This is a genomic window from Mycobacterium sp. 134, assembly GCF_048282715.1.
GTDB lineage: Bacteria > Actinomycetota > Actinomycetes > Mycobacteriales > Mycobacteriaceae > Mycobacterium > Mycobacterium septicum.
In genome coordinates this window covers 6,189,032-6,200,932 of record NZ_JBLVUN010000008.1, presented here as the reverse complement: position 1 = coordinate 6,200,932, position 11,901 = coordinate 6,189,032, and the positions used below count along the sequence as shown (strand labels likewise).

14 protein-coding genes are annotated in these 11,901 nt (G+C 64.9%); 6 read left to right on the top strand and 8 right to left on the bottom strand.

The window, feature by feature from the left end; all coding sequences use genetic code 11:
- Positions 1 to 3 precede the first annotated feature (3 nt).
- Positions 4 to 630, top strand: coding sequence for a TetR/AcrR family transcriptional regulator (locus ACNQVK_RS34540; RefSeq protein ID WP_418034511.1), 627 nt, complete (start codon positions 4 to 6; stop codon positions 628 to 630).
- A 342-nt stretch (positions 631 to 972) separates the two neighbouring features.
- Positions 973 to 1,479 carry a DUF5994 family protein gene (locus ACNQVK_RS34535; protein WP_418033324.1) on the top strand — a complete coding sequence of 169 codons (507 nt, stop codon included), beginning with the start codon at positions 973 to 975 and terminating at the stop codon, positions 1,477 to 1,479.
- Positions 1,480 to 1,534: 55 nt separating this feature from the next.
- Here the strand turns inward: ACNQVK_RS34535 and ACNQVK_RS34530 are convergent, their stop codons facing one another.
- The 3 genes from ACNQVK_RS34530 to ACNQVK_RS34520 all read right to left on the bottom strand — a co-directional run bounded on the left by ACNQVK_RS34530 (position 1,535) and on the right by ACNQVK_RS34520 (position 4,459).
- Positions 1,535 to 1,738 carry a cold-shock protein gene (locus ACNQVK_RS34530; protein ID WP_044515104.1) on the bottom strand — a complete coding sequence of 68 codons (204 nt, stop codon included), beginning with the start codon at positions 1,736 to 1,738 and terminating at the stop codon, positions 1,535 to 1,537.
- Positions 1,739 to 2,018: 280 nt separating this feature from the next.
- Positions 2,019 to 2,978: a DUF808 domain-containing protein gene (locus ACNQVK_RS34525; protein ID WP_418033323.1), complete on the bottom strand. Its 960-nt coding sequence runs from the start codon at positions 2,976 to 2,978 to the stop codon at positions 2,019 to 2,021.
- Between the two features lie 68 nt (positions 2,979 to 3,046).
- Complete coding sequence (locus ACNQVK_RS34520) at positions 3,047 to 4,459, bottom strand: NCS2 family permease (RefSeq protein WP_418033321.1); 1,413 nt, start codon at positions 4,457 to 4,459, stop codon at positions 3,047 to 3,049.
- Positions 4,460 to 4,508: 49 nt separating this feature from the next.
- Here ACNQVK_RS34520 and ACNQVK_RS34515 point away from each other — a divergent pair, with 49 nt between their 5' ends.
- Positions 4,509 to 4,679 (top strand): hypothetical protein, encoded by a 171-nt coding sequence (locus ACNQVK_RS34515; RefSeq protein WP_418033319.1) that lies wholly within the window; start codon positions 4,509 to 4,511, stop codon positions 4,677 to 4,679.
- Between the two features lie 186 nt (positions 4,680 to 4,865).
- A complete protein-coding gene (locus tag ACNQVK_RS34510; protein ID WP_418033318.1) occupies positions 4,866 to 5,456 on the top strand; it encodes a sigma-70 family RNA polymerase sigma factor in 591 nt (196 codons plus the stop codon).
- A gap of 21 nt (positions 5,457 to 5,477) precedes the next feature.
- On the opposite strand, the gene ACNQVK_RS34505 is transcribed toward ACNQVK_RS34510, so the two are convergent.
- Complete coding sequence (locus tag ACNQVK_RS34505; RefSeq protein ID WP_418034509.1) at positions 5,478 to 6,110, bottom strand: sigma-70 family RNA polymerase sigma factor; 633 nt, start codon at positions 6,108 to 6,110, stop codon at positions 5,478 to 5,480.
- Between the two features lie 314 nt (positions 6,111 to 6,424).
- On the opposite strand from ACNQVK_RS34505, the gene ACNQVK_RS34500 reads away from it, so the two are divergent.
- Both ACNQVK_RS34500 and ACNQVK_RS34495 read left to right on the top strand, forming a co-directional pair.
- Positions 6,425 to 6,838 (top strand): MmpS family transport accessory protein, encoded by a 414-nt coding sequence (locus tag ACNQVK_RS34500; protein WP_418033316.1) that lies wholly within the window; start codon positions 6,425 to 6,427, stop codon positions 6,836 to 6,838.
- The gene (locus ACNQVK_RS34495) at positions 6,835 to 9,744 is read left to right on the top strand and encodes an RND family transporter (protein WP_418033314.1); all 2,910 of its coding nucleotides are present in this window, start codon (positions 6,835 to 6,837) and stop codon (positions 9,742 to 9,744) included. The genes ACNQVK_RS34500 and ACNQVK_RS34495 overlap by 4 nt, the downstream gene beginning before the upstream one ends.
- Here ACNQVK_RS34495 and ACNQVK_RS34490 read toward each other — a convergent pair.
- From ACNQVK_RS34490 to ACNQVK_RS34475, 4 genes are read right to left on the bottom strand one after another with little or no spacing between them, the layout of a single operon-like run.
- Positions 9,741 to 10,007 carry an Ada metal-binding domain-containing protein gene (locus ACNQVK_RS34490; protein WP_418033312.1) on the bottom strand — a complete coding sequence of 89 codons (267 nt, stop codon included), beginning with the start codon at positions 10,005 to 10,007 and terminating at the stop codon, positions 9,741 to 9,743. The two genes, ACNQVK_RS34495 and ACNQVK_RS34490, sit on opposite strands and share 4 nt — an antisense overlap.
- Positions 10,004 to 10,723 (bottom strand): 2OG-Fe(II) oxygenase, encoded by a 720-nt coding sequence (locus ACNQVK_RS34485; RefSeq protein WP_418033310.1) that lies wholly within the window; start codon positions 10,721 to 10,723, stop codon positions 10,004 to 10,006. The genes ACNQVK_RS34490 and ACNQVK_RS34485 overlap by 4 nt, the downstream gene beginning before the upstream one ends.
- Entirely contained in the window at positions 10,720 to 11,331 is a 612-nt protein-coding gene (locus ACNQVK_RS34480) for a methylated-DNA--[protein]-cysteine S-methyltransferase (RefSeq protein WP_418033308.1), read from the bottom strand. Before ACNQVK_RS34480 ends, ACNQVK_RS34485 begins: the two co-directional genes overlap by 4 nt.
- Complete coding sequence (locus tag ACNQVK_RS34475) at positions 11,324 to 11,878, bottom strand: RNA polymerase sigma factor (RefSeq protein ID WP_418033306.1); 555 nt, start codon at positions 11,876 to 11,878, stop codon at positions 11,324 to 11,326. The genes ACNQVK_RS34480 and ACNQVK_RS34475 overlap by 8 nt, the downstream gene beginning before the upstream one ends.
- Positions 11,879 to 11,901 lie beyond the last annotated feature (23 nt).

The window sequence follows — 11,901 nt, the reverse complement described above, 5'->3', positions numbered from 1 at the left end:
GTGATGACGGGGTGCGACGATCCACCAGACGCAGGATCCAAGCTGCGCCGGCGTACCGACGGTCGCCTGGACCGGACTCGGGACGCGGCCATCCTCAACGCGACGTTGGCTGCGCTGGCCGAGAACGGCTACGTCAACACCAACATGAACGACATCGCCGCGCGAGCAGGTGTGGGAAAGGCGGCCATCTACCGCCGCTGGTCATCGAAAGCTGCGCTGATCACCGATGCGCTGGTGTACTGGCGGCCCGACCTGCTCGACGATGACGCGCCCGACACCGGCAGCCTGGAAGGCGATTTCGACGAACTCGTGCGTCGTGCGGTGCGCAACGACGAAGAGCACTTCTCCTACGATCTGGTGCTGCGGGCCGCGGTCGAGGCGACCCATGATCCGCATCTGGCCTCGGCCCTCGACGATCTCATGCTGCTCAAGGGCAGGCGGGTGGTGAATGCGATTCTGCAGCAGGCTGCCGCACGCGGCGAGGTGGCACCTGACCGGGACTGGTCGCTGGTCGCCGACGTGATGACCGGGATGTCTCTGATGCGGGTGATCAGCGGGCAGAGCATCGACGCGAAGTTCATCCGGGATGTCATCGACACGTTGATCCTGCCCGCGGTGCGCGGCCAGTGACGATGGTGCCCAGAAGCTGACCGTCGCTGGTCGGGACATCGTTCGCCGGTGTAAGTTGGTGATCGGGCCGGATACATCAGTAGGTCAACCGTGGCGTCGATCGCCACGACTTCCGATGTTGAACCCTCAGCCGGCGGTTAACGATCGCTTGCTATCCAATACCAGTGCGGTAGTCCCGTACCTCTCAAGGGCACTCTTTATGGAATCGTCCGAACTGTTCTCACACCCCGAGCAGCAAGAACCGATGCCGGATCCCGAGGGACCGATGGAACCGCCGTCGGAGTTGGTTTTCTCTGACCTGCCCTCGGATCGGCCCATGCCTCGTGCGGACGCGCAGTCGTCGTGAACGGCCTCAGCGGAACCCGGCGACTGGCGAGCCCTGTCCGGCTCACCCTCGCCAGGCAATTGGGCGCCGATATTGACGGAGCCTGGTGGCCGCACACCGGATCGGTGGCGAACGAGCTGCCAGAACTGGTCGGGGTCCTGCACCGTTCGATCGGGGAAGTCGTTGATATTCGTGTCAATTGGTCGGCCGCCCAGGGGCAGCTTGACCTGGACTCGATCGTGACCGGCACTCGGGGACCGACTGGGATGAAGCTGAGCCGGCCCCGCTTGATGATGGTCGCGGGACGCGACGCGTGCGTGAAACTCCTTGTCGTCCCGTGCAAGACGTCCGTCGCTCTCGGCGCGCTGGTGATGCGTTGTGCCGCGGCGATGCCGGTGGAGGAGACGGCGCGGCGCACCCCCCTCTTCGACACGGCAGATCGTGTCATGCAGGTCGCTCAGATCGAATCGGCGAGGTGGTTGGGGAATCTGCACGACCCCGTGGCGAACGCCCAGGTGAAATGAAAATGGACCGGTACGGAATTCATCCGTACCGGTCCACCATCAGGTCTTGGCGCGATCAGATCGCGGTGACTCCCACTGCCTGGGGGCCCTTGGCTCCCTGGGTGATCTCGAACTCGACACGCTGGTTCTCTTCGAGCGACCGGAAACCACCGCCGGTGATTTCGGAGTAGTGGACGAAAACGTCCGGTGCGCCGCCGTCAGGAGCGATGAAGCCGAAGCCCTTTTCGCCGTTGAACCATTTCACAGTTCCCTGTGCCATATTTTTGCTTCTCTCATTGTTCAAACTGGACGTACGAAACGCGTCCACACCCAGTATGGCACGTCGAAACGCATTGACCTAAAAAGTATTTGCCCCGGCGAATTTTCAGCGATACGGCGCCCGATCACGGGTGGGCCGCCCGCTGCTGCGCTGCGCCACAACGAGTGTCGCCGAATCGTCTCTACTGCAGATACTTTCACTGCGCCGGCGTGCGCCGTTGTCACCGAGGTCTCCCGGCAGTGAGTCACATGTGTCACTTTTGTCGCTCGCGGGCGGGGTATCACGCAGAAGGGCCGTGCTTCTCCTTCTTGCCGAACGGCAGTACGTGCATGATCCCCACGACCACGGTGCCGACCACCAGGCCGATGACGGCAGACGCGGCGGTGTTCGTCAGCCAGGCCAGCAGGCCGCCGAACGTGCTGCCCGTCGCATGGCGGACGGCCTCCTCGGCGTGGTGGACCAGGCCGTAGAGCGTGTGCCAGCCGAGGGTGTCGGTTCCCACGAGCAGGATGTGCCCACCTACCCAGAGCATCGCGACCGTGCCGATGGTGGACAGGGCCGACAGCAGCTTGGGCATCCCGGCAACCAGGCCGCGGCCGATCTTCTGCGCCACCCGCGACGAGCGCTGGGCCAGCAGCAGACCGATGTCGTCCATTTTCACGATGCCGGCCACCACACCGTAGACCGCGGCGGTGATCACCAGCGCGACGACCACCAGGATGATCAGTCGTGGCCAGAACGTCTGATCGGCCACTTCGTTCAGCGCGATCACCATGATCTCGGCCGACAGGATGAAGTCCGTGCGGATCGCGCCGGTGATCATGTACTTCTCGGCGTCGCCGCCGACCGCCGTGGTCGGCTGGCCGTCGTCGTGTCCGCCGTGGCCGGTAAACCGTCCCCAGACCTTCTCGGCGCCTTCGAAGCAGAGGTACGTCGCGCCCAGCATCAGGATCGGCGTCAGCAGGAACGGCGCGAACTGGCTGAGCAGCAACGCCGCGGGCAGGATGAACAGGATCTTGTTGCGCAGCGAGCCGATCGCGATGCGCTTGATGACCGGCAGCTCGCGGTCAGCGGTGATCCCGTGGACGTACTGCGGCGTCACCGCGGTGTCGTCGATCACCACGCCGGCGGCCTTGGCGGTCGCCTTTCCGGTGGCCGCACCGATGTCGTCGATAGATGCCGCCGCCAGCCGAGCCAGGGCGGCAATGTCGTCGAGCAAACCGAACAGGCCGGCGCTCACTTGAGTCGTCGCTCTTCGCGCAAGCGGCTCATCGGTGTCATCCCCATGACCGAGAAGGCTACCGGCCGCTACATGCCGATGAGTGACTCGATCCAGCCGCGGGCGAAGTAGAGGATGAAGCCGGCTGCCACGATCCACAGCAGTGGGCTCACCTCACGGGCCTTGCCCGCGGCCGACCGCAATACCGCCCAGGCCACGAAGCCGACGCCGATGCCGTTGGCGATCGAATAACTGAACGCCATGGTGGCCACGGTGAGCACCACGGGCAGGGCCACCGAGAACTCGGAGAGGTCGATGTGGCGCAGTTGCGACACCATCATGGCGCCGACGATCACCAGGGCCGCGGCGGCGACCTCGGTCGGCACGATCGAGGCCAGCGGGGCGACGAACATGGCCGCCAGGAACAGCGCACCGGTGATGAGATTGGCGAACCCGGTGCGGGAGCCCTCCTCGATGCCGGCCCCGGATTCGATGAAGACGGTGTTCGACGACGCAGATGAGGAGCCGCCGACGACGGCACCGGCGCCTTCGACGATCAGGGCCGATTTCAGCCGTGGGAAGTTGCCCTGGGCGTCGGACAGCCCGGCCTCCCGGGACAGCCCGGTCATGGTCCCCATGGCGTCGAAGAAGTTGGCGAACACCAAGGTGAACACCAGCATGATCGCGGCCAGCGCGCCGATCCGGCTGAAGGCGCCCAGGCTGACGTCGCCGACGAGGGACAGGTCCGGCAGTGCGAACGGTGAGCCGGACAGGGTCGGTACCGACAAGCCCCACCCGCCGTGTTTGTCCTGCGCCGATCCGAGGTGCCAGATCGCTTCGACGATGACGGCCACCACGGTGCCGGTGACAAGGCCGATCAGGATGCCGCCGCGGACTTTGCGGGCCACCAGGATGCCGGTGACCAGCAGGGTGAATACGAAGACGACCGTGGGCACGGTGTTGATCGAGCCGACGCCGCCCGTGCCCAGCCCGACCGGGGGAGAGGGCAGGCCGGTCGAGCCGACGAATCCGGCGTCGACCAATCCGATGAACAAGATGAACAAGCCGATGCCCGCGGTGATCGCGAGCTTGAGTTGCATGGGGACCGCGTCGAACACCAACCGGCGGAACCCGCTGGCCGCCAGCGCCACGATGATCAGGCCATCGATGACCACCAGGCCCATGGCCTCGGGCCAGGTGACCGTGCCCACCACCGTGGTGGCCAGAAACGAGTTGATGCCCAGCCCCGCGGCGAACGCGAACGGCAGCCGCGCGATGATCCCGAACAGGATGGTCATCACGCCCGCCGCCAGACATGTGGTGGCCGAGACCTGGGCGAACTGCAGCTTGTTTCCCGCGACGTCGGCAGAGCCGGAGAGGACGACCGGGTTCAGCACGATGATGTAGGCCATCGCGATGAAGGTGACCACGCCTCCGCGGATCTCGGAGAGAACCGTTGAACCACGGGTCGAGATCTCGAAGAAGCGATCGACTCGATTCATAAGCGATGAGCCTAAGGCGAGATCGGCCCGGTTTCCCGGCGTATCGCCGATGACCGGCGTAGCCCATGCCGCGAGAGCCGGTTCGATCCCGTCGCGCGGCATGCCCGTCTCGCCCATCGCTGTCGGAGCCTTTTGCCCTTCAGTCAATATCGAGGTGCGCAAACGCAACAGCCGCAAAGAGATTGGCGGCGAAAAATCGTTTGACCTCAACTTGGGTTGAGGTGCCATGCTGCGTGCATGACAGTTCGGCATGACCACTGGGGTGTGGAAAACCGCCCCGAACCTGGGGGTAATCCCCCTGGGGGTCGGCTGCGGCGCCGGATAGTTTCGAGTCGCGAAGTGTTTGAGGCCAGCGATATGAGCAGTGGCAGGAGCGGGGGCCATGCCGGTGAGCACGGATACGCACATGAGTGTTGACGATTGTCTTTCGGAACGGTTCGAGCGCGATGCGCTGCCGCTGGTGGACCAGCTCTTCGCGGCCGCCCGTCGCTACACGCGCAACGTGCCGGACGCCGAGGATCTCGTCCAGGAGACAATGGTCAAGGCGTACAGCAGTTTTCACACGTACCGGGATGGCACGAACATCCGCGCCTGGCTGTTCCGGATTCTGACAAATACGTGGATCAACTCGTACCGCACAGCGCAGCGGCGACCGCAGGAGGTCTTCGCTGACGAGCTCACCGACGGGCAACTCGCGGAGGTGGCACGGCGGTCCCCGCTCGGCGTGGTCTCGGCCGAACTGGCGGCGCTGGAATCGATGGGCGATGACGACGTGCGTCAGGCCATGCGGGCGTTGCCGGAATCGCAGGGCATCGTCGTGTACTACGCCGACGTCGAAGGATTCCGGTACAAGGAGATTGCCGAGATCCTGCAGATTCCGGTGGGGACGGTGATGTCGCGGCTGCACCGGGGGCGGCGAAATCTTCGTGCCCGGCTCGTCGACGCCGACGTGGCGGGTGGGAATGTCGGCAACCGACTGCCCTGCACCGCAGCCTGATTCGCGTACAAGGGACCCTGGCTAGCGGGTCGATTGTGGCAACGGACCAGGACCGCCTGCCGGGACACGGATGATCCCCCGGTCCTTCGCGACGTCATCGAGTAGTTCGCGTAGCCGGCGGCGGCCACGTGCGAGTCGCGACATCACCGTTCCGATGGGAGTGCCCATGAGGACGGCGATTTCGCGGTAGGGATAGCCCTCCACATCGGCCAGGTATACCGTCACGCGATTGACCGCCGGTATGGCACAGAGCGCGTCGGCGATCTCGTCGTCGCGCATGGTCTCGAGAGCTTCCACTTCGGCTGATCGCAGGCCCGCAGAGGTGTGACGGGCTTCGGCGGACAACTGCCAATCGGTGAATTCTTCGCAGAGCTGCTCGGCCACGCCCCGCTGACGCGTGCGGTAGGTGCTGACCCAGTTGTTGTACATGATCCGGAACAGCCAGGCGCGGGCATTCGAGTCCGGCTGAAAAGTGTGAAACCCGCTGTAGGCCTTGAGCATTGTCTCTTGGATCAGGTCCTCGGCGTCATATGTGTTGGTGGTCAGCCGCCGCGCACGCCCCCGGATCTGCTCGATGCAGGGCAGCACGGTGTTGACGAACCGGGTGGCGTCCCGACTGTCGGACGGTGGTTTCGTGTCGTTGTCCAACCCCAGGCCACCTCCGACTTATATAGAATATCTATGCATAATAATAGTTGATCTAGATAGCTGATGCCAAATGGCCCGGTACCAGGGGGTGTCGACAAGCGTTGAGCCGCATGACCAAAACTGCTGCCCCAAGCTTTCTTTCAGCGAGTTCACAGGAAATAGGTCGCCGCTGCGGCGGGTTATGGACCGGTGTAACGTTTGTCCACGCTGTACATAGTTATTCGAACTAATTCGCCGATCGCCGGGGCGGGTCATCGCCATCGGCGGGTTCGGGTAATCGTCGGGAGGTGTCAGTGAGTCCTGGTCGGGGAGCTCGCTTGATGAAGAATGCCTGGATTCCGTTGGTTCTGGTGGTCGTGCTTGCGGTGTCGGGTCTGGTGGTCTCGCGCCTGCATCGGATGTTCGGCTCCGAAGACCTCAACGCGAATGCGGGCGCCGGCATCGAGATCGTCCAGTTCAATCCGAAGATCCTCGTATACGACGTGTACGGGCCGCCGGGCTCGACCGCCCAGATCAGCTATTTCGACCCGGACGCGAAGGTGCACCAGGTCACCGCGCCGCTGCCGTGGTCGGTCACCTTGTCGACCACGTTGCCGACCGTCAGCGCCAATCTCATGGCATTGGGCGACGGCGGCGAAATCGGTTGCCGTGTCACCGTGAACGGCACAGTCCGTGAGGAGCAATCAGCCAATGGGATCAAACCCCAGACCTACTGCCTGGTGAAGTCCGCATGACGTCCTCCACCGCTGCCCACGCCAAGAATGATCGGGGTCACCGCCCCTACTTCGCGCATATGCTGCGAATCCTGTCGATTCCGGTGGTGCTGTTCTGGATCGCCTTCGCCGTCGTCGTGAACGTCATCGCGCCGCAGCTCGAGGTGGTCGGCGAGCTCCACTCGGCGCCGATGGCGCCCGAGGACGCGCCGTCGATGATCGCGATGAAGCGAATGGGCGCCAACTTCGGTGAGTTCGACTCCAACAGCACGGTGATGATCGTGGTGGAGGGGGACCGGGCGCTCGGCCCCGATGCCCACCAGTACTACGACGAGATCATCCGCCAACTGCGCGAGGATCCCGAGCACATCCAGCACATCCAAGACTTCTGGGGTGACACGCTCACCGCGGCCGGGGCGCAGAGCGCCGATGGCAAAGCGTCCTACGTGATGCTGAACCTCGCAGGTGAGCAGGGGCAGACGCTCGCCAACGAAGGCGTGGAGAAGGTCCGCGAGGTCATCAAGGAAACCCCGGCCCCGCCGGGCGTCCAGGCCTATGTCGCGGGTCCGGCCGCGCTGACCGACGATCTGCACGTCATCGGCAACGCGAGTCTGGCCACGATCACGCTCTACACGCTGATCGCCATCGCGGTGATGCTGCTGATCGTCTACCGGTCGATCCGAACCACGTTGGTGCAGTTGCTGTTGACCGGTGTAGGGCTGCTGTCGTCGCGCGGCTTGGTCTCGGTTCTGGCCAGCCATGACGTATTCGGGCTGACGACCTTCGCGGGCAACATCCTCACGATGCTGGCCATCGCGGCAGCGACCGACTACGGCATCTTCATCTTCGGCCGGTACCGCGAGGACCGGAGCCAGGGGCTGGACCGAGAAGACGCCTACTACGCCACGTTCAAGTCCGTCGCCCCGGTCATCATCGGGTCGGGCCTGACCATCGCCGGGGCCACGTACTGCCTCAGCTTCGCGCGGCTTCCCTACTTCAGCACCATGGGTGCCCCCGTCGCGATCGGCATGATCGTCGTCGTGGCGTCCGCGGTCACGATGGGCCCCGCGGTCCTGTACCTGGGGAGCAAAGTCGGCCTGTACGAACCGAAAAAGGTGGCCAAGGGCCGGTTCTGGTACAAGGTCGGCACCACGGTGGTCCGTTGGCCCGCACCCGTCCTGGTGGCCAGCGCGTTCGTGGTGCTGATCGGCGTGGTGGCCGTCCCCGGCTACAAACCTGCCTACAACGACCGTTGGTACTTGCCCACCGAGGCGCCGGTGAACGTCGGATTCGCCTCGGCGGACCGGCATTTCACCCAGGCCCGGATGAACCCGGACATCCTGATGGTCGAATCCACCCATGACATGCGCAATCCGGCCGACATGCTGGTACTGGACCGCGTCGCGAAAAACGTGCTGCGCACCGAGGGCATCGCCATGGTGCAGAGCATCACCCGACCGTTGGGTATCCCGATCCAGCACAGCTCGATTCCGTTCCAGACCGCCATCCAGGGGCAGACCAGCAATCTGAACCTGCCGTTCCAGCGGGAGCAGTTGGCCAATCAGCTGAGAATGGTTGACGCGACCAATGTCTCGATCTCCATCTTGGAGGAGCAGTACCAGCTCTCCCTGCGGCAGACCAAGCTCACCCAGGACTCTGCGGCCAAGTCGCAGGAGCTACTCGAGGTCACCAAGAAGATGCGGGACAACATCGCGAACTTCGATGACCAGTTCCGGCCGATGCGCAATTACTTCTACTGGGAACCGCACTGCTTCGACATACCGATGTGCGCGGCGCTGAAGTCGGTCTTCGATGCCCTCGACGGCATCGACGAACTGACCGACAAGACAGCGTCGGTGCAGGTCAATACGGACCAACTGGCTGATCTCGCACCGAAATTGACCGCTCTGCTTCCGCAGACGATCGCGTCGATGAAGACCAGCCGGGACCTGTCGCTGGCCTCGTACAACTCGCAGAAGGCACTCATCGATCAGATGCAGGCGATGAATGACACTGCGCTGGCCATGGGGCAGAGTTTCGACGACGCCAAGAACGACGATCTCTTCTACCTGCCGCCGGAGGCATTCACCAACCCGGACTTCGAACGTGGTCTGAAGATGTTCCTCTCACCCGACGGCAAGTCGGCGCGCATGTTCATCACCCACCAGACCGATCCGGCGACACCGGAAGGCATCGCGCGGGTCAACGCCGAGCGCACCGCCGCTCAGGAGGGCCTGAAGATGTCCTCGTTGTCGGACGCCAAGATCTACCTCGGCGGTGTCGCGGCGACCTACAAGGACATGAGTGACGGCGCTCGGTACGACCTGATGATCGCGGTGGTGTCGGCGTTGACGCTGATTTTCATCATCATGCTGATCATCACCCGCAGCATGGTGGCTGCCGCGGTGATCGTCGGCACCGCGGCGAGTTCCATCGCGGCGTCCTTCGGCATCTCGGTGTTGTTGTGGCAGGACCTGTTCGGTATCCACGTGCACTGGCTGGTCATGTTGATGTCGGTGATCATCCTGTTGGCGGTCGGATCGGACTACAACCTGCTCCTGGTCTCCCGGTTCAAGGAGGAGATCCACGCGGGCCTCAAGACCGGCATCATCCGCTCGATGGGTGGCACCGGCGGCGTCGTGACATCGGCGGGCATGGTGTTCGCGGCGACCATGGCGGCCATGCTGGGCAGTGACCTGGTGGTGCTGGCCCAGATGGGGTCGACGATCGCGATCGGTCTGCTGCTGGACACGTTGATCGTGAGGTCGCTGCTGATGCCGTCGATCGCCACGCTGCTCGGCCGGTGGTTCTGGTGGCCGCAGGTGGTGTATCCCCGCGGGGACAACCACTTCCGTAAGCCCGCGTCGCCACGTGTACCCCGAGAGGACGATGACGACACCGCGACACTTCCGGTGACCACGAGTTAGCCCTCGTCGCCCTGGCCCGTCTTCCACTGCCGGTAGGCGGCGGGCAGGCATACGGCGCACGGTCGGTATCCCGCGGATACGGCGGTGTGCGCGTCGGCGAAGAACACCCGGTGGCGGACGTAGCCGCCGGCGGCGATGGCGCGTTGGGCCGACGGGCAGTCGAGGCGGCCGTAGATCTTGCTGCGGTGGTGTCCCCCAAGGGTTCCCGGCGTGCCGCTGCGGTGTGGGCGACCGTCGGCGCCGAGCAGCAGGTAGGGCTTCATGCGGCGTCGTGGAACACCAGGCCCAGGGTGAACCTGGTCCCGGAACGGACGGTGGAGACACCGTGCCGGATGGGTGCCGCCGACCAACCCCGTACCGACTTGGTCGGCCGATCGCGCGTGGTGAAGACCAATCCGTGTCCGTGGGGGATGACCGTGGCGGTACCGCGCGATTGCGCGCGGGCTCGTTGCTCGTAGAGCAGGAACTCGCCGCCGGTGTAGTCGACGTCCGGGTCCGTCAGATTGACCACGACCTGCAGCGGAAAGATCAACTCGCCGTAGAGGTCGCGGTGTAGCGCATTCCAGTCTCCGGCACCGTATTTCAGCAGGATCGCCGTCGTCTTGGTCTGGCCGGCCGCATGGCACATGTGCAGCCAGTCGTCGAAGTCGTCCGGCCATGGAGCCTCCCGGCCGAGCCGGGCCCACCAGGTGCGCGCGATCGGCAGCAGGTGTGGATACAGCGCCCGCTTCAGTGCGGTCACGGCCGGCGGATAGGGCTGCCGGAAGTAGCGGTACTGACCTTCGCCGAACCGGTAGCGCGCCATGTCGATCGTCGATCGGAACCGGGCCACGTCGGGGTAGAGCGCGACGATGTCCGCGGCGTCCGCCGGTGTCAGGAGCGGCCCCGTCAACGCACATCCCGTGGTGTCGAGTTCGTCACCGATACGGCTCCAGTCGGTGCCATCCACCTGCTGCTCCCAGGGATTCGCGCGGTTCATGCCGCGGCCTCCAGGTCGAGCAGCAGGCGTTTGGCCTCCGCGCCGCCGAGGTAGCCACCCATCGCGCCGTCGCTGCGGACGACGCGGTGGCAGGGGACAACCACGGGCAGTGGATTTTTCGCGCACGCGGTACCCACGGCGCGTACCGCTTTGGGGCTGCCTGCCAGGGCCGCGACGGTGGCGTAACTGGCGGTCTGCCCGTAGTCGATCTCGGCCAGGTGATGCAGCACTGTGCTGCGGAATCCGGCAGAGAGCCGCCAGTCCAGTGGCAGGTCGAAGGTGCGCCGCGTCCGGGCGAAGTACTCGTCCAGTTCACGGGCCGCGGTGTCGAGGCGGGCGGGTGCGTGCAGGATGCGGGGGCTGACCTGGTCGGCGAGGTGCTGCAGGACGGTGTCGTGGTCTTCGCGGGCGTAGGCGACGCGGACCAGGCCCTGTTCGGTGGCGGCCAGCAGCAGCCTCCCGACCGGGCTGTCGACGGTGCGGTAGGCGATGTCGAGGAGACCGTCGCGCTGGGCAGCGGCCGCGAGTCGGATGTGCAGGTCGGCCAGCTTGCCTGCTCCGGGTTGGGTGATTCGGGCCAGGTCGTCGACGATGCCTTCGTTACTCATGGATCTCTCCTTTCGTGGGCGCGTCGACCTCGGTGAGTTCGCCGAGGTAGGTGCGTCGTAGCGTGGCGATGCCGTCGCTGGAGGCACGGCGTGCCGCCGCGGCGCTGCCGCCGAGGATCTCGGCGATTTCGTCATAGGGCAGGCCGGCCAGGTAGTGGTAGGCGACGGCGTGTTTCTGTTTGTGCGGGAGCTGGTCCACCGCGGCGGCCAGGTCGTCGAAGGTCTCGGCGGTGCGGGGGCCCGGTGTTTCGGGGACGACGTCGGTCGGGATGGGTTGGCGAGTCCGGGTCCGGGTGATGTCGATGGCCTTGTGGTTGGCCACGGTGACCAGCCAGGCCTCGAAATTGGTGTCGGCCGGGAGGTCGGGGTAGGCCTTCAGTGCCGCCAGAAACGTTTCCGACCAGGCGTCGTCCGCGTCGTGCGCGCCGACGATGGCGCAACAGACCCGAAAGACGGTGGGGCCGTGGTCGCGAACCACGGTCTCAAACGGCGGTTTGGCTTTCACACCCTGTAGACGCTCCATGCCCGAGTTTTGTGAGGTGTCCATCGTGGGTGATTTCCGCGGGCGCC